At 54.6% G+C, this 24780-nt stretch carries 27 protein-coding genes and 1 tRNA gene; 13 read left to right on the top strand and 15 right to left on the bottom strand.

Going from position 1 to position 24780, the window contains the following annotated elements; translation table 11 throughout:
• Window positions 1-180: 180 nt before the first annotated feature.
• Window positions 181-259, bottom strand: a tRNA-Gly gene (locus ACZ5GQ_RS04650).
• Window positions 260-286: 27 nt separating this feature from the next.
• Window positions 287-1813 carry a B12-binding domain-containing radical SAM protein gene (locus ACZ5GQ_RS04645; protein ID WP_498856017.1) on the bottom strand — a complete coding sequence of 509 codons (1527 nt, stop codon included), beginning with the start codon at window positions 1811-1813 and terminating at the stop codon, window positions 287-289.
• A 69-nt stretch (window positions 1814-1882) separates the two neighbouring features.
• On the opposite strand from ACZ5GQ_RS04645, the gene ACZ5GQ_RS04640 reads away from it, so the two are divergent.
• Window positions 1883-3034, top strand: a complete 1152-nt coding sequence (locus tag ACZ5GQ_RS04640) for a radical SAM protein (protein WP_498857375.1) — start codon at window positions 1883-1885, stop codon at window positions 3032-3034.
• On the opposite strand, the gene ACZ5GQ_RS04635 is transcribed toward ACZ5GQ_RS04640, so the two are convergent.
• Together ACZ5GQ_RS04635 and ACZ5GQ_RS04630 are read right to left on the bottom strand one after the other, a co-directional pair.
• Window positions 2997-3449 carry a PadR family transcriptional regulator gene (locus ACZ5GQ_RS04635; RefSeq protein WP_498856016.1) on the bottom strand — a complete coding sequence of 151 codons (453 nt, stop codon included), beginning with the start codon at window positions 3447-3449 and terminating at the stop codon, window positions 2997-2999. The genes ACZ5GQ_RS04640 and ACZ5GQ_RS04635 overlap by 38 nt on opposite strands.
• A 159-nt stretch (window positions 3450-3608) precedes the next feature.
• The gene (locus ACZ5GQ_RS04630; protein WP_498856015.1) at window positions 3609-4082 is read right to left on the bottom strand and encodes an NUDIX hydrolase; all 474 of its coding nucleotides are present in this window, start codon (window positions 4080-4082) and stop codon (window positions 3609-3611) included.
• Window positions 4083-4225: 143 nt separating this feature from the next.
• Here ACZ5GQ_RS04630 and ACZ5GQ_RS04625 point away from each other — a divergent pair, with 143 nt between their 5' ends.
• A complete protein-coding gene (locus ACZ5GQ_RS04625; RefSeq protein WP_498856014.1) occupies window positions 4226-5026 on the top strand; it encodes a mechanosensitive ion channel family protein in 801 nt (266 codons plus the stop codon).
• A gap of 33 nt (window positions 5027-5059) precedes the next feature.
• Here ACZ5GQ_RS04625 and ACZ5GQ_RS04620 read toward each other — a convergent pair whose 3' ends face one another.
• Window positions 5060-5302 (bottom strand): sulfurtransferase TusA family protein, encoded by a 243-nt coding sequence (locus ACZ5GQ_RS04620; protein WP_498856013.1) that lies wholly within the window; start codon window positions 5300-5302, stop codon window positions 5060-5062.
• A gap of 124 nt (window positions 5303-5426) precedes the next feature.
• Here ACZ5GQ_RS04620 and ACZ5GQ_RS04615 point away from each other — a divergent pair, with 124 nt between their 5' ends.
• Together ACZ5GQ_RS04615 and ACZ5GQ_RS04610 are read left to right on the top strand one after the other, a co-directional pair.
• A complete protein-coding gene (locus ACZ5GQ_RS04615; RefSeq protein ID WP_498856012.1) occupies window positions 5427-6845 on the top strand; it encodes a YeeE/YedE thiosulfate transporter family protein in 1419 nt (472 codons plus the stop codon).
• 121 nt (window positions 6846-6966) lie between these two features.
• Complete coding sequence (locus tag ACZ5GQ_RS04610; protein WP_498856011.1) at window positions 6967-8241, top strand: Glu/Leu/Phe/Val family dehydrogenase; 1275 nt, start codon at window positions 6967-6969, stop codon at window positions 8239-8241.
• Between the two features lie 104 nt (window positions 8242-8345).
• Here ACZ5GQ_RS04610 and ACZ5GQ_RS04605 read toward each other — a convergent pair whose 3' ends face one another.
• Together ACZ5GQ_RS04605 and ACZ5GQ_RS04600 are read right to left on the bottom strand one after the other, a co-directional pair.
• On the bottom strand, window positions 8346-9332 hold the full coding sequence (locus ACZ5GQ_RS04605) for an NOG1 family protein (protein ID WP_498856010.1): 987 nt from the start codon (window positions 9330-9332) through the stop codon (window positions 8346-8348).
• Between the two features lie 33 nt (window positions 9333-9365).
• Window positions 9366-9905, bottom strand: a complete 540-nt coding sequence (locus ACZ5GQ_RS04600; protein ID WP_498856009.1) for a TFIIB-type zinc ribbon-containing protein — start codon at window positions 9903-9905, stop codon at window positions 9366-9368.
• 178 nt (window positions 9906-10083) lie between these two features.
• Here ACZ5GQ_RS04600 and ACZ5GQ_RS04595 point away from each other — a divergent pair, with 178 nt between their 5' ends.
• Window positions 10084-11058, top strand: coding sequence for a tyrosine-type recombinase/integrase (locus ACZ5GQ_RS04595; protein ID WP_498856008.1), 975 nt, complete (start codon window positions 10084-10086; stop codon window positions 11056-11058).
• Window positions 11059-11062: 4 nt separating this feature from the next.
• On the opposite strand, the gene ACZ5GQ_RS04590 is transcribed toward ACZ5GQ_RS04595, so the two are convergent.
• Window positions 11063-11806 carry a hypothetical protein gene (locus tag ACZ5GQ_RS04590; protein WP_498856007.1) on the bottom strand — a complete coding sequence of 248 codons (744 nt, stop codon included), beginning with the start codon at window positions 11804-11806 and terminating at the stop codon, window positions 11063-11065.
• 186 nt (window positions 11807-11992) lie between these two features.
• Here ACZ5GQ_RS04590 and ACZ5GQ_RS04585 point away from each other — a divergent pair, with 186 nt between their 5' ends.
• Window positions 11993-12559, top strand: coding sequence for a hypothetical protein (locus ACZ5GQ_RS04585; RefSeq protein ID WP_498856006.1), 567 nt, complete (start codon window positions 11993-11995; stop codon window positions 12557-12559).
• Here ACZ5GQ_RS04585 and gatE read toward each other — a convergent pair.
• The 3 genes from gatE to ACZ5GQ_RS04570 form a co-directional block, all read right to left on the bottom strand.
• Entirely contained in the window at window positions 12556-14484 is a 1929-nt protein-coding gene (gene gatE, locus ACZ5GQ_RS04580) for a Glu-tRNA(Gln) amidotransferase subunit GatE (RefSeq protein WP_498856005.1), read from the bottom strand. The genes ACZ5GQ_RS04585 and gatE overlap by 4 nt on opposite strands.
• On the bottom strand, window positions 14471-15805 hold the full coding sequence (gatD, locus tag ACZ5GQ_RS04575; RefSeq protein WP_498857374.1) for a Glu-tRNA(Gln) amidotransferase subunit GatD: 1335 nt from the start codon (window positions 15803-15805) through the stop codon (window positions 14471-14473). Before gatD ends, gatE begins: the two co-directional genes overlap by 14 nt.
• Window positions 15806-15929: 124 nt before the next feature.
• Window positions 15930-16100, bottom strand: coding sequence for a 30S ribosomal protein S30e (locus ACZ5GQ_RS04570; protein ID WP_498856004.1), 171 nt, complete (start codon window positions 16098-16100; stop codon window positions 15930-15932).
• 273 nt (window positions 16101-16373) lie between these two features.
• Here ACZ5GQ_RS04570 and ACZ5GQ_RS04565 point away from each other — a divergent pair, with 273 nt between their 5' ends.
• The 4 genes from ACZ5GQ_RS04565 to ilvA all read left to right on the top strand — a co-directional run bounded on the left by ACZ5GQ_RS04565 (window position 16374) and on the right by ilvA (window position 20037).
• Window positions 16374-17627, top strand: coding sequence for a C/D box methylation guide ribonucleoprotein complex aNOP56 subunit (locus tag ACZ5GQ_RS04565; RefSeq protein ID WP_498856003.1), 1254 nt, complete (start codon window positions 16374-16376; stop codon window positions 17625-17627).
• Between the two features lie 6 nt (window positions 17628-17633).
• Entirely contained in the window at window positions 17634-18326 is a 693-nt protein-coding gene (locus ACZ5GQ_RS04560) for a fibrillarin-like rRNA/tRNA 2'-O-methyltransferase (RefSeq protein ID WP_498856002.1), read from the top strand.
• 1 nt (window position 18327) lies between these two features.
• On the top strand, window positions 18328-18753 hold the full coding sequence (locus ACZ5GQ_RS04555) for a DUF61 family protein (protein ID WP_498856001.1): 426 nt from the start codon (window positions 18328-18330) through the stop codon (window positions 18751-18753).
• A 159-nt stretch (window positions 18754-18912) separates the two neighbouring features.
• Window positions 18913-20037, top strand: a complete 1125-nt coding sequence (gene ilvA / locus ACZ5GQ_RS04550; RefSeq protein ID WP_498856000.1) for a threonine ammonia-lyase — start codon at window positions 18913-18915, stop codon at window positions 20035-20037.
• A gap of 3 nt (window positions 20038-20040) precedes the next feature.
• Here the strand turns inward: ilvA and ACZ5GQ_RS04545 are convergent, their stop codons facing one another.
• Genes ACZ5GQ_RS04545 through ACZ5GQ_RS04535 form a run of 3 tightly spaced genes read right to left on the bottom strand, consistent with a single transcriptional unit; the run spans window position 20041 to window position 22442 of the window.
• The gene (locus tag ACZ5GQ_RS04545; protein WP_498855999.1) at window positions 20041-20817 is read right to left on the bottom strand and encodes a hypothetical protein; all 777 of its coding nucleotides are present in this window, start codon (window positions 20815-20817) and stop codon (window positions 20041-20043) included.
• Window positions 20818-20845: 28 nt separating this feature from the next.
• Window positions 20846-21343 (bottom strand): Lrp/AsnC family transcriptional regulator, encoded by a 498-nt coding sequence (locus tag ACZ5GQ_RS04540; protein WP_498855998.1) that lies wholly within the window; start codon window positions 21341-21343, stop codon window positions 20846-20848.
• A gap of 37 nt (window positions 21344-21380) precedes the next feature.
• Window positions 21381-22442, bottom strand: coding sequence for a geranylgeranyl reductase family protein (locus tag ACZ5GQ_RS04535; RefSeq protein ID WP_498855997.1), 1062 nt, complete (start codon window positions 22440-22442; stop codon window positions 21381-21383).
• Window positions 22443-22504: 62 nt separating this feature from the next.
• Here ACZ5GQ_RS04535 and ACZ5GQ_RS04530 point away from each other — a divergent pair, with 62 nt between their 5' ends.
• Window positions 22505-22936, top strand: a complete 432-nt coding sequence (locus ACZ5GQ_RS04530; RefSeq protein ID WP_498855996.1) for an archease — start codon at window positions 22505-22507, stop codon at window positions 22934-22936.
• Here the strand turns inward: ACZ5GQ_RS04530 and ACZ5GQ_RS04525 are convergent.
• Window positions 22933-23472: an archaemetzincin family Zn-dependent metalloprotease gene (locus tag ACZ5GQ_RS04525; RefSeq protein ID WP_498855995.1), complete on the bottom strand. Its 540-nt coding sequence runs from the start codon at window positions 23470-23472 to the stop codon at window positions 22933-22935. The genes ACZ5GQ_RS04530 and ACZ5GQ_RS04525 overlap by 4 nt on opposite strands.
• Window positions 23473-23538: 66 nt before the next feature.
• Here ACZ5GQ_RS04525 and ACZ5GQ_RS04520 point away from each other — a divergent pair, with 66 nt between their 5' ends.
• Window positions 23539-24231 carry an endonuclease III domain-containing protein gene (locus tag ACZ5GQ_RS04520; protein WP_498855994.1) on the top strand — a complete coding sequence of 231 codons (693 nt, stop codon included), beginning with the start codon at window positions 23539-23541 and terminating at the stop codon, window positions 24229-24231.
• Window positions 24177-24713 (top strand): hypothetical protein, encoded by a 537-nt coding sequence (locus tag ACZ5GQ_RS04515; RefSeq protein WP_498855993.1) that lies wholly within the window; start codon window positions 24177-24179, stop codon window positions 24711-24713. Before ACZ5GQ_RS04520 ends, ACZ5GQ_RS04515 begins: the two co-directional genes overlap by 55 nt.
• Window positions 24714-24780: the final 67 nt, after the last annotated feature.

The raw sequence follows: 24780 nt of genomic DNA, 5'->3' as shown, positions 1-24780 counted from the left end.
CACATATGTTGCAACCTACGCACTTAGAGGGGTCCACAACTACGTGGACCCCCCTAGACTCCATTGGCTCAAGGTCTCACCACTGGGGTGGGCTGAGGGCTTTACCATTTTAAAGGCTAACATATATGTGCTAATGAGCTTCACGCAAGTCCCTTTGACAGATTATTAAGAGGAGAAGCCTGGTGCGGCGGCCGGGATTTGAACCCGGGACCTTCGGCTTGGGGGGCCGACGTCCTAATCCAGGCTAGACGACCGCCGCACCCAGGTTAAGCTTAAGGTGAGGGCTTTAAAATATTCCCTTGACATCCCCAACCTCCTCTATAGCCTCAGGGACCTCGGCCAGATACACCTTGAGCCTCATTCTTAGCTCATCCTCATCCAATGCTCCTATTACGTGGCTCCACGGCAACGGGGACTCCCTAGGCTTCAACGCGTTGGAGAGCATCCCCTCGGCGGCGCGCCTTCTCCAAGCGCCCCTGTTAACGCCTTCCATGGCCGTCTCAACTATGTACTTTAGGGTGTCCCTGCTGCCGAGCGATATGGAGGCCTGGACAAGCGCAAGGAAGGGGTCGTAAAAACCGAAGTTAAGTCCTGGCACAAGCTCACGGAAAAGCCTCAGCCTCCTGTTGAGCTCCTCCTCGCTCTTCATAGGGAGCCACTGGAGCGGGGTCTGCGGCTTAATGATAAGGGGGTTGACGCTGAGCTCAACCCTGGTCACCCGTGACATGCTTTTAACCAGCTCCGCGGCCTCCCTAAGGTCTCCCTCCCTCTCCCCAGGTACTCCAACCATCATGTAGAGCTTAACCGTGAGCCCAAGCCTACCAGCTCTCTCGGCTACACTTAGGAAGTCCTCGTTCCTTGAGGACTTACCGAGGGCAAACCTGAGCCTCTGCGAGGTCTCGGGCGCTAGCGTTATTGTCCTCTGGCCAGCGGACGCTATTAGTTCCATGGACTCTTCATCGAGAAGCTCAGCCCTCATGGAGGGCAGGGAGAACTTTATGCCCTCCCTGAGGAGTGACCTAATGACGTCCTTAAACCATGGGCTGGCGTTCACAGTGAGACCTATCATGGCGACCCTCTCGTTGTACCTTTGGTAAAGCTGCTTGGCCTCCTTGACCACGTCATCAGCGGGCCTAGGCCTGAATGGCTTAGTGAGGTAGGAGTCCATACAGAAGATGCACGAAAAGGGGCAGCCCCTCACGAGTTCGACGGCTATTGTAAACGCCGCCTCAGGCGCCATTATCCTCCTGGGGTCCCCCTTTACCTCGCTCGAGGACGCTATGTGTACTTCGTGGGGCCCACGCGATGGAACGTAGACGTGCTCCGACGGCTCTATGGGTGCGCCCTCGTTGAGTACCTCCTCAATCCACTGGCTTGAGGGCTCCAGGTCACCCATTATTATAGCGTCAGCCACGTCTGCCATAGGCTCTGGGTTCGCAGTTATGGCTGGTCCTCCCATTATTATCTTTGGTCTAGGCCTACCGGCTGACCTCACGTCGACTCCAGAGCCTATGAGCGCTCTGACGATGTTTGCATAGTCAAGTTCGTAGTGCACCGGTATCAGGAGGTAGTCATAAGACCTGAGGGGCGTGCCGCCCTCCAGCCCCCTGAGCTGCACTGGGCCTCCAGAGGCGCTGGGCATCACAAGCCTTTCAACGTAGACGTTCTCCATGTCGTTTAACATGAAGTAGAGCCTGTGGTATATCAGGGATGACATGGCAACCTCATAGGTTGATGGATAGAAGAGTCCTACCTTTGTCATACCCCTCCTGTACTTCTTTATTATGGCGCCGGCCTCCAGTTGGTTTGCCATTAGCTTCCTAGCAGGTAGGAGTCTTACTAAGACTAATAACTGCTAGTAGCTAAGTAAACCTTGGAAGACGTGTTGAAAAGCAGCGAGAAGCTCGACGACGTCCTTGCGAAGGCGTTCCTTACTGAGTGCCCGGCTACGCCTCTGAGCCATCTGGTTGAGGGCTCGGAGGGCCTAACTGTTGAGGGAGTTCCATATCAGGTCTCGGCGTACGTTACTAGGGCCTGTAACCTCAGATGCCTTCACTGTTACATCTCAGCTGGCAAGCCCCTCCCCAATGAGTTGAGCTATGATGAATGGTCCAGGGTGTTCTCAGAGCTCGCAGACCTGGGCACAAGGGTTCTGTACATTCTTGGCGGCGAGCCCATGCTTAGGAGGGATATCTATGATATCATAAGTTCAGCCTCACGGTTAGGCATGAGGGTCTCCATGAGTACCAACGGCACGCTAATAGGCAGGAGCGAGGCCGTCAGGCTGAGGGACTCAGGAGTTTCTGAGGTTCAGGTCTCCCTTGATGGTCCAACTGAGGGCATAAACGATTCCATAAGACCGCCAGCCTCCTTTAGAGCCGCAGTCTCGGCCATAAGGTACCTAAAGGAGGTAGGCCTCAGGGTCACCATAGGGGTCACGCTATTCAGCGCAAACGAGGCCTATATCAAGTCCATGGTTGACCTAGCAAAGGAGCTGGGAGTGGATGGTATAACTTTCGAGGCGCTGGCGCCCTTTGGAAGGGCGTTGGTAAACGGGCTCAGAGGGCCCTCAGGGGGCGTCTGGGGCGTCATACTGCCTTTGGCGGCCAGCAGCCCAAGGATCTCCCTGAGCTCTATGAGGTTCCTTATGCCTGTGAGCCTATTGCAGGAGAGCTATAGGAGGTCCAAGGAGCTGTTGGGCAAGGTCAGCTATCAAACGTGCCCAGCCGGCAGGTCAAGGATGGTAATAGATGCCAACGGCGACGTTTATGGCTGCGAGCTCCTAATAGGGCTCACGAAGCCCGAGGGCAACGTGAGGAAGAGCAGCGTTAGGGAGCTATGGAGGAGCGGCTTCAGGGACCTCAGGCAGAGGGACCTGAGCAGCGTAGAGCCGTGCAGCTCATGTAATATGTACAGCCTCTGCCACGGCGGTTGTCCCGCCAGGGCGCTGCAGAGGTTCAAGACGCTCAGGGCCCCTGACCCTATGTGCCCATACGTCAAGGACCGGCCTGTCCTCCAAGCTTCTCAATTATAGCTTCAAGCCTCCTCTTTGCCTCAAGCAGTCGCTGAAGCTTGTCCTTGAGCGCCGCCGGGGACCCATTAAGCTGCTCCTCAAGGTCCCTCAGTGCGTTGTCAAGCATCACGAAGGGGTCAAGGGCCGACGCCAGCGGCGTGTAGAGGGTCTGCGCCAGCTGCAGGCCCCTCTCGGTGAGCTCGTACCTTCCGTCCTCACGCCTTGAGATGAAGCCCTCATCGCTGAGCTCTGCAAGAGTAGGGTAGATGCTTCCTGGCGAGGGCCTCCAGAGCCCTCCTGTGAGTCTGTAGATTTCCTCCATGAGCTCCATGCCATTCATGGGCCTCTTAGCGAGGAGGGAGAGGACAAGCGGCCTAAGCCATCCCCTTCTCCTCCCCCTGGCCATATGAACCCATGGTGGTCCCCAGCCCTGCAACTCAAGGGCCCTCGTGTGCTGGGTTTTTAAAGGACTTATATCTGTTAGCTTGGCAAAGGCATGTGGTCAAAGGCATGTGGTTATAGGCCCTTTCCTGCATTTATTACCTGACGCTCACTTTACGACAAGCAGGTGAAGTCACACTAATAAAGGGGCCCGCTATCTGGACGATGTAGTAATAACCTCAATGGGGCTCACCATGGTCACTAGGCCTCTCACGACCTTTTTGAGGAACTCGCGCGTTGAGGCGGCAACCTCCGCGCTTTTTGACGCCTCTTCAATGTCAAACAGCCTGACATCTATAGCATCGCTTGAGGCCCTTGGAGCTCCCCTGCAGTTTTCCATGAGTACCGTTACCAGGACGTAGTGAAACATCACCTTTCCATGTTCGTCCCTAGTTATTATTTCATCAACGTTCACCACGCCCTTGGATTTACACAGCAGGCCCGTCTCCTCAGCCAGCTCCCTCTCGGCGGCAGCGTAGAGCCCCTCTCCGAGCTCCACTTTGCCCCCAGGTATGGCCCACTTGTCCTTGTCAGGTGGCGCCGCCCTCTTAACTAGGAGAACCTTGCTGTCGATTATTACGAGGGAGCCGACGCCCACAATAGGCTGATCAGGGTAAAGCCCGCGCAAGACTGCGCACACCCGTTAGCTGATAAAATGTGTTGTTAACTATTTACTGTGCTAACTGAGGCTCTATTTATTTTTTAGTATGAAAAACTGCTTTGGAAAACTTTTTAAATAAAATTACTATCAAAGAAAGCTGGGTGACTTTAGTGAGCGGCGTACTCTCAACGCTAAGCTACGCCCTTACTCAAAGCCTGCCCTCAATAATAGAGTTCATTATAATAGTGGTAATAGGCGTCATCGTTGCTTACGCGGTCGCCGCGATCCTAAGAAGGGTACTAAGTCTCAGGTTCTTCGCCCAGTACCCTGACGTTGCCAACCTATTGGGCCTCAGCGTAGGCGCTGTAAAGGCGTTCATAATACTGATATCGTTGGCCATAGGCTTCTCAGTGCTAAAGCTCGGAATGGCAACAGTCTATATGGCTGAGATAGCCAACTACTTACCCTCTTTGGCTGGCGCTATAGTGCTGCTAACGCTTGGAATAGCGCTTGTTAACATACTCGTGGACTACATGCAGAAACAGGTGGGCGGCTCTGGGAGCCCGTTCTTCGGGTCCATATTTAACGTGCTTAGGTTCGGCCTCTACGCGGTGATAATAACAGTTGCAGCTCAGCTGGCAATATTCTACTGGATAAAGTTCGTAAACCCATACCTATTCTATGACATCATAATAGCCTCCGTGATACTTGTGGCCACCTTGAGCATAACTGACACAGTAGTTGACAGCCTACTGAAGTCGCACCCTGAGCTCAAAGACCTGGCCGGCTACGGCAGGTTCCTGCTTTACGTCGTGTTCTTACTCATAGCAATAGCTGTCATAGTGCAACCATTCTCTAACGTCACGAGCATCATATATGCGTTCAGCTGGGGCTTCGCCGTGGCCTTTGCAATAGCTATCATACCCTTGGTCTACATGCTCATAAAGAAGGTCTCTAAGGAGCTGGCATGAAAAAAAAGGAGGGATGTAAAAGGAGATAACGAGCTATTTTTTGGCTGTAACCTTTATCACGGCAACTATTTTGTCCTTCTCCTCCCTGACCTCTACCAATTGGTTTCCAGTCCTCTTAACCCAGGCCTCAACGTCAGGCTTGAAGCCGGGGTCTGTGGCCCAGATCTCTATGGTGTCTCCGTTCTTTAGATTCCTGTAGGCCTTAACTATTTCAGTTATGGGGCCTGGGCACGAGAGCCCCCTGGCGTCTACCAGAACCCTTCTGCCCTCGCTCATGCTTCCACTCTCATATTAGAGAAGGGCATTCTCTCTATAAAAATCTTACCCTATAGCGCCTACGCTTTTCTAAAGAGAGAAAGTTTTTAAGCAATTTCTCTATAATGAGAATTGGTGGGAATAGTTGACAGGGGTCCCCCTGTTCAGAGTGGACCCCTGGGTTGACGCAGCCTTCTACGCAGTCCTGGGCTTCCTGTTCGGAGTCCTGGCGGAGAGGACTACGTATTGTATAGTGATAGCAACCCATCAGGTCATGGGCGTTAAGTACAGCAGAGTTTACGAGATGATACTTGTTGGCGTGGCCGTCTCCGCGCTCCTTGACGGGCTCCTGGTGGCGTCAGGGCTTGTGCCTGCGGTAGACGCCTACTTTAAGGTGCCAGGAGCTGGCTGGTACACCCTGTTAGGCTCTTTCATATTTGGCTTCGGCATAATGCTCGGCCAGGGCTGCATGGTAGGCATGCTTTGGAAGGCCGGTCAGGGCTACCTGGTCAACTGGCTTGAGATAGCTGGCATGATAGTTGGCACTGTCGTATTTGCCTTTCCAATATTTGACGGGCTCAACCTTAACTGGTGGTGGCACCACGACACCTCGCTCAGCATAATGAATGGGGCCCCTCAGAACTACGTGCCAAGCCTCCTTGACGGCTTTCTGTCAATGAGGCTCGCCGCTGCCCTTGTTGGCATCATATTCTTCACTGGAATTATGGCAGTTGCCCTCTGGCTGAGGCATAACAGGCTTGCGTGGACAGGCGGCGAGAAGGGAAAGGTTTGGAGCTCGCCGTACTTGCTTGGGACTGTCTTTGGGCTCTTCATGGTGGCATCCTTCGTGTTCCTGGCGGGCAGGGGCTTCAACTACCTCGGGGTGACCACGCCCGTTGGGCTCCTTGGCGAGTACCTAACGGCTCCCTTTGGTGGGGTACTCGGCTCTACGTCAATGCCAACTAACTGGTTCCAGACAGTTGGCATAGCCAGCGTGTTCACCTTCTTCATACTAATGATACTCTCCGGCGCCATGGTGTCAGCCATCTGGAGGGGCACGTTCTCAATCAGGCTCCCAGCCAGGAACACTAACGCCGCAGCTGAGATGGCGATAGCGTTCCTCGGAGGCGTTATACTTGCTATAGGTGCCAGGATGGCTCAGGGCTGCAGCGTCGGCGGCTTCTGGAGCGGCCTTGCCGCGCTGAGCATCTTTGGGCTCATATTCACAGCAGGCTTCATACCTGGCACCATAGCTGGTTACTATGCCTACGTTGCGATGAGCAGCGCGGCGGCGCGGAAAGTTAGGACAATAAGGCAGGCCTCATCTATTGAACTAAAGGTTGGCAACGACGACGTGAGCGGACTTGTAGCTGCAGCGCTTTGGTCGCTAGCTCTTGGCGCCATTGGGGTAGAGTTCAGAGCGTTTAACTCCGCGCTCAGGGTTCACATGAGCCCTGCGGCGGTGTCGCAGTGGTCCACGGTAATGGAAGTGGCAGCCCTTGTAGTGTTGTTACTAGCAATTATAGGTTGGCTTAGGAGGAGTCGCTCAAGGACTTCCTTTTAATATCTTTTTTAGAAAAATGGTCTATTTCTTTTAAAGCCTATAAGAATAACTCTTAGACTATTTTAGCAAGAATTTATATATCTTGTGAAACATCTCTGTATACACGCGAGGTGCATTTGCGTTGGCCGTAAGGCTGGACCCCTATGAAGAGGCTAAGAAGCAGCTGGAGGTCACGGCAAGCATATTGGGCCTGAGCAAGGAAGTCTATGACATGCTGGCTACGCCTGAAAGGATAGTGCAGGTCAAGATACCCGTTGTTATGAGGGACGGAAGCCTAAGGGTCTTCATAGGCTGGAGGGTTCAGCACAACAGCGCCCTCGGCCCTTACAAGGGAGGAGTCAGGTACAGCCCTGAGACCAACCTGAGCGAGGTAATGGCCTTAGCCATGTGGATGACCTGGAAGAACTCACTGGCAGGGCTTCCCTACGGAGGCGCTAAGGGAGGCATACAGGTAGACCCATTCCAGCTTAACCAGTATGAGCTCATGCAGCTCTCCAAGAACTACTTCTCAGCAATATCGCCCTTCGTGGGCGTTGACCTTGATATACCAGCCCCCGACGTAAACACAAACCCGCAGACCATGGCATGGTTCCTGGACGCCTACGAGTCAAGGACTGGGCTAAAGCAGTTGGGCGTCGTTACTGGCAAGCCTCTTGAGCTGGGAGGCCTCGAGACTAGGATATACTCAACAGGCCTCGGCGTGGCCACAGTCGCCCAGGCCGCGGCTAAGAAGCTCTGGGGAGGCATAGAAGGTAAGACCGTGGCCATACAAGGATTTGGCAACGTGGGCTACTACACCGCTAAGTTCCTCAAGGAGATGGGCGCTAAGATTGTTGCAATATCAGACATAAAGGGAGGCATATACAACAGCAAGGGCTTCGACCCTGACGCCGTTAGGGACTATATAACTAAGAAGGGCTCCGGCTTTGTCATTGACTACCCGGACGTTGAGAGGAAGATAACCAATGACGAGCTGCTGACCAGCGACGTTGATATACTGATCCCTGCGGCTGTGGAGAATGTAATAAATGCCAGCAATGCTAACAATGTGAAGGCTAAGCTCATAGTTGAGGGCGCCAACGGGCCCACGTCCCCCGAGGCAGAGCAGATACTTGTAAAGAAGCAGGTGGTCATAGTGCCCGACATACTTGCTAACTCAGGAGGAGTAGTCATGAGCCACATAGAGTGGGTCAACAACAGGATGGGCGGCTGGATAACCGAGGAGGAGGCCAAGAACAAGCTGATGCAGAAGATGACTGACAACTTCAACGCTGTCTGGAACTACTGGGAGCAGAAGCTCGGAGGCCTCGGAGGAGCCTACAGCATGAGGACGGCCGCGCAGGCCATAGCTGTGGACAAGGTAGTAAGGGCAATGAAGCTGAGGGGCTGGATTTAAGCCTTGTCTTGTCAAGCTTGGCCCCTTTTTGACTTAGATTAGCCTTATATTTTTGGCTTGCAGCCAATATTTCCTCTCTTTCCTCGATAGTCTTTGATAGAAGCCTATGTTTTAGGCTTCAGGGCCTCCCTAAGGACTTTAAGGCAGGCCTCCTTGTCCAAGGCTGAGATCTTCATATACTCTGAGACGCCTAACTCCAAGAGGAGGCTCTCCACAAGGTTAAGTCTGTTGGCATCAACTGCATCTATCTTGTTAATTACTACAATAACTTTGCGGTTACTTCCCAGCATATCCTCGATTCTGAAGAGGAGGTTGACCTGGGACTTCAGGTCTAGAGAGGCCTCAGGCGTCGGATCCATAAGGTAAAGAACAGGCCCTGGAAGCTCCTGAAGGGCTGTCACTGCCCTTAGTTCAACCTCATTCATCTTAGAGACGTCCCTGTCAAGCAGGCCTGGGGTATCAATTACTTGAACTTCAACGCCATCAATGTCAGCGTGCCCTACTATAATGTTCTTAGTTGTGAAGGGGTAGGGGGCTATCTCAGGCTTTGCCCTTGAAACTGACGAAAGGAACGTGGACTTGCCGGCATTTGGGGGGCCAGAGACTATAACTATGTGCTTGCTCACGTCTATGCCGGGCAGCTCGGCGAGGAACTTAACTATCTCCCTGAGCCTCTCAAGGCCCTGTGAGCACTTCTTAAGTTGGGACATCATCCTTCCTCTGGCCTCCCTGCCTATGGCTCTGGCTTCCCTTTCACTTTCGGCGGCGAGCAGCCTGTACCTGTAGCTCTGCCACATCCTCTGCGCTAACGCCCTGGCCTTCATGACACACTCTATGTCCTTGTTAACCTGTTCCATGTCAAAACTTATGCTGAGGAGCCTTAAGTAAAACGGGTGGAGCCCCCTGAGCAGCGACCTCAGCTGAACTACGGGCTCCGTCTTCCCCACTATTACGTCCTTAACTAGGTCAAGGGATCTCCTCTCCCTCTCGTAAGTGCCCACGTTGTGAGGGTACCTGTTCTTAATTCTCTGCATCACCTCGCTGTAGGAGGGCACGTGTATCTTCTTAGCTATGGCAGCTGGGTCTGGCAACCGCTAACCCTAGATTTCGGAGGGAGCCCATGGTTATTTGCGCTCTGGGCTCAGGAGCCTCTCCCTCACGAGCTCCTCATACATCATGAAGGCCGCCCTGTGCCTCCTTACGGCCGTCTCTATGGACTTAGGTGAGGCCCCTGACCTCCTTGCAGCCTCGGAGAGGGCCCTGGAGGAGCTCATTCCGAGGGCCTTAAGGGTTGCGTAGACTGCCAGGCCAACCTTAACCCTCTCGGTTCTTGACTTAAGCTCGGGAAACTCCTCTATTACCTTGAGGGCCTCCAAGGACTCACTGTCATGCCTAGTCGCAGGCGACTTAAGCCTTATAATGCCATTTACGACTTCAACTAGCTTGCCTCTGCTCACGGCCCTGGCCGAGGCCCTCTCAAGGGCCACCTCAAGAGGCCCCTTAGGGGGAGGGCCTTCAATGGCCCTCCGCGCATCATCACCGAACCGTGGAGGTCTATCATCTATCAGGTCCTCTATTATTGCCCCGCAGTCCTGGCATACTAGGTGACCTGTCTCTTCACTCCACGCAAGCCTTTCGGAGCCGCAGTAAGGGCACCTAAGCACGCTAATCACCACGGGGTCCCTATAAGCAATGGGCTGTAAATTCATTGTGATAGCTCGGTTATGCAGGGAGGGAGGCCCTGGCGTAACTGAGATTATGTTTTGTGAAACTGTTGCGGTATCACTGGCTCCGAACCCTTAGCGGGCCCAGCTGGCTACTCGTCTCCGGTGAGCGATAAGTTTGCCTGCTAAGAGGCTTCAGCCGCCCCAGTCAGATATTCATTTAAGGAGCGTTGCCGACGCCATTGAAAGCTTCCTTAGCGCGTTGGAGGCCTCTGGGGCCTCAAGGCTAACACTCAAGTCGTACAGGGCGGCGCTGCAGTCCTTCGCGTCTCACGTAGGCGCCTCAAGGCCTGTTTCCCAGCTGTCTCAGGCCGATTACCTTTCCTGGCTTTCGGAGATGAGGTCCAAGGGGCCTGTGGGACCAAGAGGGGGCAGGTGGAGCTCGACAGTTCACTATTACACTATCTTTGTTAGGAGGTTCCTCCAGTGGCTCGGCATCTCAGGCCTTCCGGCAGAGCCTCAGCATAGGTCTGAGTTCAGCGGAGCCTTAAGTTGGAAGGAGGTCGAGGCCATGATGTCTAAGGCCAGGGACCTCTACGACCTGCTCATACTCTCCCTGATGGCTGAGTCAGGACTAAGGGCAAGGGAGGTGGTCAACTTGACGTGGGGCGACATAGACTTAGCTAAGGGGGAGGCCAGGGTCAGGGGAAAGTACGGCAAGGAGAGGCTTGTGGTGCTTGGCCAGGTCGCCAGGTCAGTGCTCTCTGTGCTGCCGCCCGGCGGACCTAACGAGAGGGTGGTGAAGCTAAGTTACCAGGCAATATACGACAGGGTAAAGTCCCTTGCGAGAAGGGCCGGCATAGATGCCAACAGGGTGAGGCCTCACGTGCTTAGGCACACCTTCGCGACCGAGGCTCTGAGGAGGGGGATGAGCCTTCCCGTGCTTCAGAGGCTTCTAGGCCACAGCGATATAAGGATCACGCAGGTGTACCTTCACCTGCTAGATGAGGACATCAGGAGAGAGTACGAGAGGGCCTTCGTGCAGGCCCAGCAGCCTTACTACATGGCGCCTCAGTACCCAGGGCAGATCTACATGGGCTACCCTCCATATCCGCAGGGCTTTTACCCAGGCATGGCAGGTCAGAAGGCTTGAAGCCTTATATCATGCCCTCCTCCATGACTTGCTCTCTCACCTTTCTTCTGAGCTCCCTGTTCTCAAACGGTATGAGATCCTTAAACTGGTCAGGGACGCTGAGCCTAGAGTTCTTCATCATTTTTAGCAGCGCCTTGTAAGCGCTGTAGGAGGCCAGGCCCTCGTCACTTATGTCGGCCTCAGCTATGGCCTTGGCTATCTTGTAGAGGCTCCTGAGCTCCTCCTCGTTGCTCACCACGGCGACCTCCCCATCTCCTCCCTGGACTATTTTAACCAGCTGGGCGAAGTGCTTGGCCGGCAGCTTAACTATAAGCTTGTCTCCATCAAGCAGCTCAGCCTCCGGTTCATCAGGTTCGTCCAAGTCGGCGTCATTATAATAATCCTCCCCCTCATCGCCTTCAAGGCCAAGCTCAAAAGGCTCAGGGTAGAAAAGTACCAAGTCATCAGTGAACGCCACCATCTCTACGGATTTAAGGTGGCCATATATCTCCTTGGCTATGTTTGAGACTAGGTAGTACACAAGGAACACGTCCTCATTATCATACTCATCATCGCCATCCTCCATAGTCTTGTCGCCTCCGTAATCCCCTTCGTCCTCGCCAGAGCCTACCGCGGCCGAGATTATATTGCTAAGCCAAGTCTCGAACTCCTTTGAGGCCCTCCTGAGGAACACAAAAGATAGAGCTACTGTGGCTATCCCAACAATTGGCGGCACAAGGGAGGGCCACCTGAAGATGTTCGAGAGCACCAACAGTGATGAGAATGTGAAGACTCCAAGTAGAGCTGAGATGACTGTGATAGCTATGTAGAGCCTTACACCCGTCCCTATCAGCCCAACCTGCAGTATGTTAAGGGCCCTATTAAGGCTAATGCTCTATCGAAGCCTTTTTCACTGGTTCACTAACCCTTAGGCTAGAATTACCAGGTGAGCGGCTTGCCGAGAGTCGACACTGGCATGTACCTTGTGGAGTCAGCCACCATATTCACGCTGGGCAGGCAGGAGATCATGTCGCTAAGGGACTGGGCCCTGGCCAGCGGCGCCATATTTGTTACGTCGCCGTCGATCGTCAGCGTGAGCACCTCATCAGGCCCAGTTAGGCTAGCCGCCGGCGTGGGCTCCCTCATAAGCAGTGAAAGGCCTCCAGCAAGGTGGCTTCAGATAGTATCGCATGACTGGGTTGACGGCTGCCTCTCAGGCTCGAGGGAGCCCAACTATCATGTGACGGCCTCAGGCGACGTTATGGTCAGGGGCGTTGCTGTCGCCATAGACTATAGGGATCCTCCGTCACTTATGGTTAATTCTATGAGGACTGAAGCCCTGCTGGGGTCGCAGCCCGAGGGGCAGCCGCTACTGGTTCTTGTTGAGGATGGGACAGGTAAACAGTGGCCTCTTGTAACGTTGAGGGGAGATGTTTATGAGATAAATGTGGCTGAGGGCAAGGTCAGGGACCTGTTGGAGTACGCGACCTCCCTTTACTCCTCTTGCGCTCAGGGTGATTAGCCTGAGGAGGTTAGCTGCCTTAGCTTTGACCTCAGGATCTCTGAAACCGTCTTACCGTCAACCTTACCCCTGAGAATTCCCATGGCCTTGCCCATTAGCGTGCTGAACGAGGCTTCGCCCTTCTGCTTTATGAGTTCCATGTTCTCAGCTATTACCTTGTCTATCACTGCCTCGGCCTCCTCCCTGCTCATGCCCATGAGCCCCAGCTGCTTGGCCGCCTCCTCGGCCGTTATCTTGGGGTCCTCGGACATCTTAGTGAGTATAGGCTCAATGGCCTCCTTAGCTATTTTGCCGTCAGCCAAGAGCTTTATGAGGCCTTCAAGTCTGTCCTCGTCTATGGAGTCTACGTCAACGCCTTTACCCCTCAGGCCTTTCATTATTGTCACAAATATGGAGGCTATCAGCGTGGGCTGCACGGAGGAGCCATATGTATATATCATTTCCTCTATTATGGGCAGCCTGGGATCTGAGACAACCTTCTGTGCAAGCTCCCTGCTCATGCCATACTTTTCAACGAAGCGCCTTACCTTGGCCTCGGGTGGCTCTGGCACAAGCTTCTCTGCCTCAGCAAGTATGTCAGGAGTCACCCTCAGCGGGGGTATGTCGGTCTCAGGGTACATCCTCTCCTTGCCAGGCCTTGGCCTCATGTACTTAGTCGTGCCGTCCTCGTTGGCGGCCCTTGTCTCCTCTGGGACTCCGTCAAGCGCCTGCCTAACCCTGTCCACAATGACTGACAGCGCCTTGAGCGCCCTGTCCTCCCTCTCAGCCACCATGGCGAAGGCGTCTACGCCTGGGTCAGCCCCCAGGGCCTTATAGACAGCATTCACCTCGTCCTGCGATATGCCGTAGTTTGGCAGCTCGTCACTGTGGAACAGACCCTGTACGTTGGCCCAGAACCTAACGTAGTCAGCTATCTCGGTGCCAAACCTCCTGCCAGGCTGCACATAGGTGCCGAGGAGGCCCTTCATCTTGGGAAGCTTTATAGCTAGGACGCGACCGCCTGAAGCTACGGCCTTAGCTATTACCTTGCTCTTGGTGTCCCTGAATATGTTGGTCACGTCAACAGGCTCCATCCTTATGAGCTCCTTAGTTATGCCTCTCTTTATCATCTCGTCCCTTATCTTGAGTAAGTTTACCTGCCTCATCACCTCATACTTGACTATCTTATCTATGAGCTCCAGGGTCTGGACTCCCTTAATCTCGGTCTTGGCGCCCCCCACTATGCTTACGTTAAGGTCCTGCCTTATGGTTCCAAGCCCCCTTCTAACGGCGCCTGTCATGCGGAGCAACATGCCTATCGCGAGTGCCACGTCCCTGGCCTCGGAGGGCGTGTGCATGTCAGGGGCCGTTGAGATCTCTATAAGTGGTATTCCAAGCCTGTCAAGCCTGTAGGAGATCTCAGGCCCGCTCTCGCCGACCTTCCTGGCAGCGTCCTCCTCGACAACTATTGTCTGTATGCCGTAGTCCTTCCCGTTAACAGTTATCTTGCCGCCCAGCGCAACTATCGCAGTCCTCTGGAAGCCGCTTGTGTTGCTGCCATCTATGACTATCTTCCTCATGACATGAACCTCGTCTACAATTGTTGATCCTAACGCCTTAGCTACGGCAATAGCTATGGCCACCGCGTCCCTGTTTATTGGGTGTGGCGGCTCCTCGTCAGATTCTACAAGGCAGTAGTGCCCCCTGGGCGCCTCGTACCTGTAGACCCTGCCTTTCCTGTACTCGAAGAGCGCGGCTATATCAACGTCTCCGGTCTCGCTGCGCGTGGGCCTGAGCCTTCTGACGAAGTTTTCAGGTGCGCTCTCCTCTGTGAGCTCTGCTGGGCAGTTGCAGAACAGCTTAGTCCTGGTCTTGAGCTGCTGGTGTATCTCAAGGCCCACCTTAAGTCCTAGTGCCTCATAGTTAAGTTCGTCACTCTCTGTCATGGTACCACCTCGGGAACAGCTTAAGCTCATGCCTTGGATTTATCTCGCCCGCAAGGTTAGTTAGCATCAACCTCCTGACCTCTCCCAGGTCCCTGGTTCTGTGGAGCGCCCAGGAAAGCTTTACGTAGGCGGTCTCCGGCAGCATGTCTTCCGCCGGTATGACCCCGGCCTGAAGCATGCGCCTTCCCGTGCTGTATACATTGAGGTTAACCCTTCCAAACAGTGTCTGGCTGGTTATAACCACGGGTACCCCCTCCTCCACGGCCCTCTGCACGGAAGGTATCAGGGCGTTGGCTATGTGGCCGAAGCCCGTGCCCTCTATCACTATTCCATGGTAACCCTTGTCGACGAGGAAATCTATTATGTCGTTTGTCATGCCAGGGAAGAACTTTACTAGCGCTACCTTGTCGTCAAAGCCGTTCTCGGGCCTGAGCTCCCTCGACCTACGCTTGTAGTCGTCCTTGAGCATCTCTATCTTGCCCTCATAGGGCCAGACCTTGGCTAGGGGCACGTCATTTATGGACTGAAAAGCGTCCCTCCTGCTGGTATGCATCTTCCTCACCTTTGTCCCCCTGTGGGCTAGAGCATACGTGTCGCCCGTCTCACCGTGCATCACCACGCAGACCTCCCCGAAGGGCGCCCTTGAGGCCACGAGGACAGCGGAGGTCATGTTAAACGCCGCGTCGCTGCTGGGCCTGTCGCTGCTCCTCTGGGCGCCGACCAGCGCCACGGGCCCTGGCAGGCCACTGTGGAAGACAAATGAGAGGGCGGCCGCTGTGTACGCCATGGTATCAGTCCCATGAGCGACCACTACGCCGGAGTACCCCTTGTCAAAGTACCTTGCTACCTCCTCAGCTATAGCTTGCCAGTTCCTTGGGGTCATGTCCTCGCTAAATATTGACATGAACTGAACGGAGTCTACAGCAGCGTACTTAAACATCTCTGGCACAGAGGCTGCCAGTTCCTTGGAGTCCATGTATGGGTTAACAGCCCCAGTTTCATAGTCAACCCTGCTCGCTATAGTGCCTCCGGTGCCCAGGATAAGAACCCTCTCGGCTGGGGGCCTAACCTCCTCCTCCGAGAGGCTCACAGGCTCGCCTGGGTGGCTCGTTAACGACCCCTCCTCTACGACCCTAACCTTGGAGGCCTCATCTATCCTTACACCTACGTTATAACCATTATCAAGCTTAAGTACCACTATGTCAGGCGCGGAGAACTCGCTCTTAGGCATTAAGGTTCCCACAAGGCTGGAGCCGTCGGATCTCAAGACCTCTATTATGTCCCCTGGCTTTGCTGAGGCCTCTATCAGCTTCTTTGCCACGGCGCCTGTGTAGCCGTAGTAGGGTCCGCTCTCGTTGGGCGAAATACGCCTCACCGCAGGCTACAGGTGAGCTCAGGGTTAAATAACAAGTAAAATAATGGGTCGAAAAGAAGAGGAAGGCAGCTCAGCTGGCTGCCCTTGAGGGAGCGGCCTGCTGGGCTGCCTTGAGCACCCTCCTGGTGAACTCTAACTTGTTCCTTATCCTTGGCGGCTGGTTCTTCTTATGCTTGGGCTCTATCTTGGGCGTCGCTTTCCTGACCTTACCAGCCTTGGTCATTGATCCGTGCGTAGGCAAGTAGCGCTCACCGCTATGGAAATACCGCCTGCACTTAAAACCTTTCCTCCAGCGCCTCGTATTTCAATTCAGTTTTTGCACTTCTGACGCTCCAGCTGAGCGAGCCTAAGCCATGGCCTTCCTCCTCACTTCTTGTTACCCTCCTCAGGTTTCTGGTATCAGCGGAGACGCCTTAACTGAAGAAGTTCTGCCGGTTGACAGCTATGCAAGAACTACTGGCAAAGGGCTCGTTTAAGGTTATAATCTTCTTTTATCAGACGTTAGCCAGGAGCGGTGAAAGGGTTGAAGATTTACATCGTTGACACCATGGCAGGTAGCTACGTTGTCGACGAGAGCGGCAAAGAGCTAGCATTTGAACCTTTGCCGAAGTCTTTTGACGATCTGGTGGCCGAGACTATTAAAATATCCAAGGGCGAGCTGAGCGAGTCGTTTATCAAGCTGGTTGACAAGGTAAAGCAGCTCAACCCTGAGGAAGTAATAGTGGAGAGCGAGGAGGAGGCTAAGTACCTAAACCAGCAGGGACTTAAGGCCACCGTTGACGAGGGAAATAAGGTGGCCCTTTCTGTGAGGTCCAGAATTCCTCAGCTTTTGGTGGAGTCGGAGTTCATTAAGAACGACTCTGAGGCTCCTGCCTTTGAGTTCAACGTGGCCTTCGAGTTTACAAGAAGGGGCCTCATGGGGGCGGCCAAGAAGCGTGACCTCCTGGCAGCACACTCAATAAGGACCATAGATGACATAGATAAAACTGTGAACCTGTTTGTAAACAGGCTGAGGGAGTGGTACAGCGTAAGCTTCCCTGAGCTTAACGATATTGTAGAGGATCACAGGCTGTACGTCAAGCTTGTAGCTGAGCTAGGCGACAAGGAGAACTTCACGGAGGACAAACTAAAGGACCTTCACGTCCCGCCCCAGCTGGCTGAGAAGATAGCCAGCGCCGCGAAGAAGAGCATAGGTGCCGACCTATCAGAGCACGACATAGAGGCTATGAAGACCTTCGCAGGCATAATACTTCAGCTCTACGACCTCAGGGACCAGCTGGAGGGCTACGTAAGCAGGGTAATGAAGGAGGTGGCCCCCAACGTAACCGAGCTGGTAGGGCCGCTGCTCGGCGCTAGGCTCATAAGCCTTGCAGGTGGCCTTGACAGGCTAGCCACGATGCCAGCGAGTACCATTCAGGTGCTAGGCGCGGAGAAGGCGCTCTTCAGGGCCCTCAGGACCGGCGGCAGGCCGCCAAAGCATGGAGTAATATTCCAGTACCCAGAGATATTCAGGGCCCCCAAGTGGCAGAGGGGCAAGATAGCCAGGGCCCTAGCGGCAAAGCTTGCAATAGCGGCCAAGGTTGACGCCTTCAGCGGAAGGTTCATAGGCGACAGGCTCAACTCTGAGCTTCAGCAGAGGATAGCAGAGATAAAGAAGGTATACGCCTCGCCGCCCAAGAGGAAGGAGGCCCCGCAGGCCCCACAGAGGGGGCAGAAGCCTCCAAGGAGGCATGGCAAGGGAGGAAGGGGAGGAAAGGGCAAGAGGTGATGAGAAGTGCGCGTGTACGAGCACCAGTCTTGGAAGAACGTGTATGTAGTCGAGTTGGACGACGGCAGCTTAAGGCTAGCCACGAAGAACCTGGTTCCAGGTCAGAGAGTCTACGGGGAGCACCTTTACTCTTATGAAGGCGTTGAGTACAGGGAGTGGAACGTATACCGCAGTAAGCTTGCGGCCGCGCTGCTCAAGGGCCTTCAGGAGCTGCCTATAAGGGAGGGCGACAAAATACTTTACCTTGGCATAGCGAGCGGCACCACGGCAAGCCACATAAGCGATATCATAGGTCCCAAGGGCCTGATATACGGAATAGAGTTCTCGCCAAGGGTAATAAGGGACCTGCTCCAGATAGTGTCTGATAGAAGGAACATATTGCCCATTCTGGCGGACGCCAGGGAGCCCGTCAAGTACAGGCACCTTGTTGGTGCCACGAGAGGGCTTTATGCTGACGTAGCCCAGCCTGAGCAAGCTGACATAGTGGTGAGGAACGCCAAGCTATTCCTTGAGGATGGAGGCTACCTGTTGTTAGCGATAAAGGCAAGGAGCGTGGACGTTACCAGCGAGCCGAGCGAGGTCTACCTTAAGGAGATGAGAACCCTGGCAGAGGGAGGCTTTGAAATAAAGGACGTAGTTCACCTGGATCCCTTTGATAAGGACCACGCAATGGTTTACGCCATATACAGGAGGGGCTGAAGTGGGCTCTGAGGAGGGGCCTGCAAGGCACATAGCCAGGATGTATACCGAAGAAGTCAGGAGGCTCCAGGCCTCCTGGCCGAGCAAGCAGGTGAGGCTGCGAGAGCTGAAGGACGTTGATTACATAACTCTTAACGACGGCACGGTGCATGAGTTTGATAAGGACGAAGTCCTCAGGCTTCTTTCTCAGGTGCCTGAGTACTTCTGGGACTTCATGATGGTACCCCTGCTGCTTTACTATGTGAGAACGGAGTCGGGCGTGGCCAAGTATATAGTGGTTGGTAACAGGTGGCAGAGGAGACTGGCAGAGATAATGCTAAGGGGCGACTACAGCGCGGAGGGCATAGGGGAGCTAAGCGTTGATGAGTTCCTAACTGTTATAAGTAAGTACAGGAGCCTAGTCTTTGTCTCGCTTAGCGTGGCTTGACGCGCACCTTTTATAACTCTGTATACACGTCAAGTCGTGGTGTCAAGCTTTGGAAAGCGGCCTAGTAGATGAGATTTACCAGAACGCCCTAAGGGCCAGGGACGTGCTCAAAGGCCTTATACATGAGACCCCCTTGACCTGAGCTCAACGTTCTCGTCTATGACGGGCGGGGAGGTCTACCTTAAGCTGGAGAACCTGCAGAAGACTGGCTCCTTCAAAGTTAGGGGGGCCTACTACAAGATGTGGACCCTGGGCGACGCTGCCAAGAAAGGGGTGGTGGCCGCCAGCGCTGGAAACCACGCTCAGGGGGTGGCTTTTGCAGCGAAGCTGCTGGGAGTCAAAGCGACCATAGTGATGCCACTTGTAGCTCCACTCTCCAAGATACTTGCCACGAGGTCCTATGGGGCTGAGGTGGTGCTCTATGGAAACGTAATAGATGAGTCCATGAAGAAGGCCTACGAGATAGTCGAGCAGACAGGGGCCACGCTGATACACCCCTACGACGACCCTGCTGTTATAGCTGGCCAAGGGACTATATCGCTTGAGCTGCTTGAGCAGATGAGCGAGCCGCCGGACGTGGTAGTTATTCCAATAGGCGGCGGAGGCCTCATATCAGGCAACGCCGTGGTTCTTAAGAAGAGGCTCGGCAACAAGGTAAAAGTAATAGGCGTTGAGCCCTCCTACCTGCCCAAGTACTCTATGAGCCTCAAGGAGGGCAAGCCGGTCAATATAACTGGCGCCGTCTCAGGGCTGATGGACGGCCTCATAGTGAAGACTGCAGGCAAGCTCACCTTTGAACTGATAAGGGACCTCGTAGATGACGTTGTTACAGTTGATGACAGGGAGGTCGCCAGGGCCATGTTCCTCCTGCTGGAGAGGGGCAAGACCCTCGCCGAGGGCGCGGGGGCCGCCTCCCTGGCGGCAATACTTGAGGGCAAGGTCAACGTAAAGGGTAAGAGGGTAGTCGCCCTCATAAGTGGGGGCAACGTTGACCTGACGAGGCTGGCCAACATAATTAACTACGAGCTCTTCAGGACTAAGAGGTTGATAAAGCTCGTGGGCACAGTGCCTGACCAGCCGGGCTACCTTGACAGGGTCCTGAGGAAGCTCGCTGACGCCAGGTTCAACGTAATAGACATAAGGCACGACAGATTCTCGCCGAGCCTAGTCCCAGGTTACGCCATGGTGGAGGTGCTTGTTGAGGCTCCAGATCCAGACGCCGTGCCCGAGGCGCTGCAGGCCCTAAAGGCTGACGGCTTTGACTTCAGGGAGGCCGAGGGGTAGCTCCTAGAGCTCCTTTGCCTCGCTAGCCGAGTTAACTACCTTCATGTATTCTTTGTCAGAGTATATGCCCTCCTGCTCCTCCCTAACCTTCTCCAGCAGCCCGCTGGCAGTCCTTGAGACGAACCCGGCGATCCACTCTATGTCCTCAGCCGCAGAGCCTTTGGGATTATAGGGTAGCGCTGACCTCCCAAAGCTACCCTTGCCAAGCAGCCACAGGCCTACTACCTCAGGCCTTGAGAGCTCCCTGACGTGTTGAGGCGTCAGGGCGCCGCCGGAGGCCCAGTAGAGCTCTCTGACAAAGCTTACTGAGAGCGCCCTCCTCAGCTTCTCACGCCAGTTTGTAAACAGCTCCCTGTCCCCTCTAACTACTTCATCTATGACCTCTTCTGGCCTAACGCCGCTCACTGGGGACCTCACGGCAGCACTGGCCAGCTCCCTGAGGGCCACGGGGACTAGGGAGCCGTGAAGGATGGCGACTGCTGACGCCAGGGAACTGTGAAGGACCGCGTTCATGAACGCCTCAACGGGATCCCCTACGTCTATCCTTGAGCCGTTAACCATTTCGATAACTTCCTCGGCGCTCACTGGGTCGGTCGCCGCGGGCGCGCTGCCAACCGTTATCCAGGGCACGCTGAGAACCCCTAGCTTGACAGCCTCAAGGGAGCTTACCCTCACCAGCCTAACCTTATCCAGGATCCCAGCCTTACGGAGTCCAGTTATCACTTCGTAGCTTGTCTCACAGGAGGGGTGGAAGTATATCGTTATATCGCGGCTTGACAAGCCTGAAGCCCTCTAGCTCGCTGTTAGATTAGCTTTTAGACTTTTCTGACCAGCTCTCGTAGATGCTGGCAACGCTCGTGGTTCTCTTCAGCTCGCTTATTACCATTATTGACGAGACCTCCACAACTCCAGGCGCGGATGCTATGCCATCTAATGCTACAGAGAGGTCCCTCTGCGTCGGCGCTAACACTTTGATAAGGAAGTTGTAAGGCCCGCTGACCTCGTACGCCTCAGCCACATAGTCGAGGCTTCTGAGAAGCTCCCTGACCTTGCTGAGGCTGTCAGCTCTGGCCTTTACCAGGAAATAGGCAGAGACCTCAAGGCCAAGCTTTGATGGCTCGACGTTTACCGTGAACCCCCTTATGACCCCCTCGTTGATTAGCTTCTTGACCCTCAGGTAGACAGTAGCCTCGCTGACCTCCATCTTAGACGCTATCTCGCTCCACGGCATCCTTCCGTCCTCCTCTAGGTATCTTATGAGCTGGAGGTCCCTTTCGTCGACTACAGGGGTCGCCTGCCTCCTCAAGGCTCTCTCACCGGCCGGACTTCAGGCTACGTTGCCGTCAGCTAATCATAATATACTTCATTATCTTAGCCGCTAGCAGGGGCTTTGAGGCTAGGGCTTTCACTATCCTACTCATATTCATGGTGCCCAGGGCCACCTCCTCATGAACGGCTGCGGGGATCTCAAACATGAACTCCCTCCTCCTCTCCGGACTCATGCCCTTAAGCGCCTTGAGTATGGACCTGTGGACCCTAATTACCCTCGATATGTTAAGGGACTCAAGTGTGTTATTAACGTCGAGGCCTGTAAGGTAGGCCTTGGCGGCCTCATAGCCGGATATGGCTGAGGGTCTAATCCCCTCCCCAGTCAAAGGGAGCACGAAGCCGGCGGCCTCGCCGACTTTGAAGAGGCCTCTGACGCTTCCCGTTGACACTCCTCCCACCGCTATGGGGGCCCCCGAGATTGAGAGCACGGAATAGCTGCCCAGGAGCTCCTTATGCTTCTCAATGTACCTTTCCAGGAGCTCCCTGAGCCTCTGGGGGGACTCAAAGCCTCCAACACCAACTTCAACCCCCTCCTCGGCTGGGAATATCCAGTAGTAGCCTATCAGGTTTGTGTCAAAGTCTATGTAAAGGTAATCCATGGATTCAAGGTTAGGCGCCCTGACTATAGCCTGGACTCCGTAGATCTTCTCACCCTCGTAGAAGGCAACGCCGCCAGCCAGGAGGCCTGTCCTGACGTCCCTAACCTGGCCGTTCACCTTAACCGTGCCGTTGGACGCGTTGTAGGGCGACGACGTGTAGAGCTCCGCCCCGGAGGAAGCTATTACGTCACGTATCATGCCCTCCTTGTCAACTATGTACCCCCTGACGGTATCTCTGACCTCAACCGACTTAACTCCATCAACGTAAAGGACGGCACCCCTTATGTCAGCTATAACCCTTTCCCTGGGAACCTCAAAGGGCAAGTTGGAGAGCGTAGGTATGCCCCTTCCGCACGGTTTAACTGCAGGCCTTGGGTTGGCCTCGTAGACCACGGCCTTAAAGCCAAGCTTTGAGGCAGCATAAGCTGCAGCGGCGCCCGCGGGACCTGCTCCAACTATGTTTAGGGCCTCAGCCAAGCCCGTTCCTCTAAAGCCTTTTACATTTGTAGCAAAGTAATAAACCTGCGCAGGGTGAGAGGTTGCAGGGGTGCCCTGGCTATGACTTTCTGGACCACACGGCTGACGTACTCATAGAGGCCAGGGGAAGGACCAGGGAGGAGGCCCTGGAGCAGGCAGGGCTGGCAGTCTACGAAATAATGACTGACACTTCAAAGGTCAGGCCTCTAACGCATGTAGACATAGAGGTTAACGGAATGGATCTCTACAATACTGTTTACAGGTGGATCGAGCAGCTCCTGGTGAACACTGACGCTGACGGCCTGGTCTTCAGCATATTTAGGGTGTGCGACCTGAGCGACGACGGCACTAGGCTTGTGGCCAGAGTCTGGGGCGAGAAGTTTGACCCGTCAAGACATGAGCAGAGAACCATAGTAAAGGCCATGACCTACTCTCAGATGGAGTTTACTGAGGAGGACGGCTGCTGGAGGCTCCGCTTCGTGGTGGACATCTAGTCCGAGGGGTGAAGGGACCTAAGCTTGAACTTACAGTCATCGCAGAAGTCGGCAGACTTAAAGTCGACGTCGCTCAGCGAGTTACTGAACGACATGACGCACAACCTGTTACTGCAGTGCCCAAGGCCAAGGAGGTGACCAACCTCGTGGATGGACTCCTTGAGGAGCCTTTCTATGTACTTGTTATGATCTTCGGACTCAAGCCTTGCGGTGTAGACGGTGGCAACTCCAAGGTTTGGGTCCGCGAGGCCAAAGACGTAGTTGAGGCCAGGCACGTAAGCGTCAGCTCCCACAAGGCCCAGGGCCAACCTTCCGCTCTTAAGGAGGGGCTCAAGGTTTCTGTGAAGCCATGAGTTGATCTCGTCGGCCCTGTACTGCATCCTGCTCCAGTCATAAGTTGACGCAGGGGGCTGAAGCGACCACATGGACGGCATGGCCTTTAACTTTACTGGAAAATGCTTCACTATCTCAGAGCTCACGAAGATCGCATCCTCAGGCCTGGTCCTGCCCACGGGCTGCACTATCAGCTCTATCATGACTCTCAACTGCCAGGTGCTCCTTAAAGTTAAAACCTTAACTTAGACAAAGCTAAGGGGACAGCCTTGGGAAATGGGCAGAAGGTCATATCTGCGGATGGCGTCACCGTCTACAATATACTTAAGAAGAGCGTCGTCATAAGGCAGGAGGATTTCACGGCGCTTCACAGCCTTCCTGACGGTCCCTTCGCCCTCCTGGTTGCAATAATATTAAGCCAGAACTCAAACGACAGGAACTCTATAGCCGCGTATGATGACCTCAAAAGGGCCACGGGCCTGGACCCGGCCAGGATACTCGCCCTAGGCGATGGACTGGAGAGGGTGATCAGGAGGGCTGGAATGGTTAGGCAGAAGGCCAACGCTATAAGGGAGTTGGCCAGGCTAACTCTTGAGAAGGGCGTCGACTTCCTTGAGCACGGCGATATCAATGAGGTCGAGAGGGCATTGCTCTCAATAAGGGGCGTCGGCTCGAAGACTGTTGACGTGTTCCTCTCGCTCTACAGAAAGGCGCCCAGGTTTGCGGTGGACACCCACGCCAAGAGGATAGCAGCCAGGTGGGGGCTAGCAAGGAAGGGGGCAAGTTATGAGGAGGTCTCAAGGGCCCTGCTTAACTTCTTCGGGCCCGAGAGGTCTGATGAGGCCCACAGGCTATTAATAGCCTTCGGCAGGGCCTACTGCACGGCCAGAAACCCAAGGTGCTCGGAGTGTCCCCTGAGGAGCTACTGCCCCTCAGCTACTGTGACAGGTGCCCAAGGCTAGTGGTCACCTCACTTCCAGGGAGGGACTCCTGGGCACTTGAGGAGCTCATGGATACCGTGGTCGCGAGGGACCCCTCGGCTAAGTTTGAGGCCACAGGGTACAGGGGGGTTGTGGAGGTCTACTCAAGCCTCAGCCCTAACGAGATCGCAAGGCAGTTCCTGCTGTATCAACATGCCTTCATAGCCAGGGTAGTCCCGGTGCTAGCATGCTCGACGCTTGAAAAGCTGGGCGATGCGATAGCGAGGCTTATACCTCAGGGGCTTTCGGCTGGCCTGGAGTTCAAGGTAAGGGTGCCCCTTAAAGGCAAGGTTAGTGAGGATGATATCAAGAAGATTCTGAGAAGCGCTGGGGTGTTGCTTCAGGGCAGAGAGGCCAACCTTAAGATTGTATTAGAAAGTGTTAGGAGCTGTTTTCTGATATCACTTGGAGAGTGGCGCAGCTGTGGGCCTCACTGCGCCGTCCTGATTCCGGTATTACCCTGAAGGGGGTACTAGTGAGGCGCTCGGGCGGGGCTCGCCGATTCCCTTAATAAGTTCAGCTTCTCTTCCG

Source organism: Caldococcus noboribetus (genome assembly GCF_055389385.1).
Note: the sequence above shows the minus strand (reverse complement) of the source record. Positions and strands in the feature narration are given on the sequence as shown.

What these genes read in the sequence shown, in the direction of transcription:
- ACZ5GQ_RS04645 (WP_498856017.1), bottom strand. Translation starts at nt 1,813, where the DNA reads ATGGCAAACCAACTGGAGGCCGGCGCCATAATAAAGAAGTACAGGAGG.
- ACZ5GQ_RS04620 (WP_498856013.1), bottom strand. Translation starts at nt 5,302, where the DNA reads ATGAGCGAGGGCAGAAGGGTTCTGGTAGACGCCAGGGGGCTCTCGTGC.
- gatE (WP_498856005.1), bottom strand. Translation starts at nt 14,484, where the DNA reads ATGACAGAGAGTGACGAACTTAACTATGAGGCACTAGGACTTAAGGTG.
- ilvA (WP_498856000.1), top strand. Translation starts at nt 18,913, where the DNA reads ATGACGGGCGGGGAGGTCTACCTTAAGCTGGAGAACCTGCAGAAGACT.
- ACZ5GQ_RS04525 (WP_498855995.1), bottom strand. Translation starts at nt 23,472, where the DNA reads ATGATAGAGCTGATAGTGCAGCCCGTGGGCAGGACCAGGCCTGAGGAT.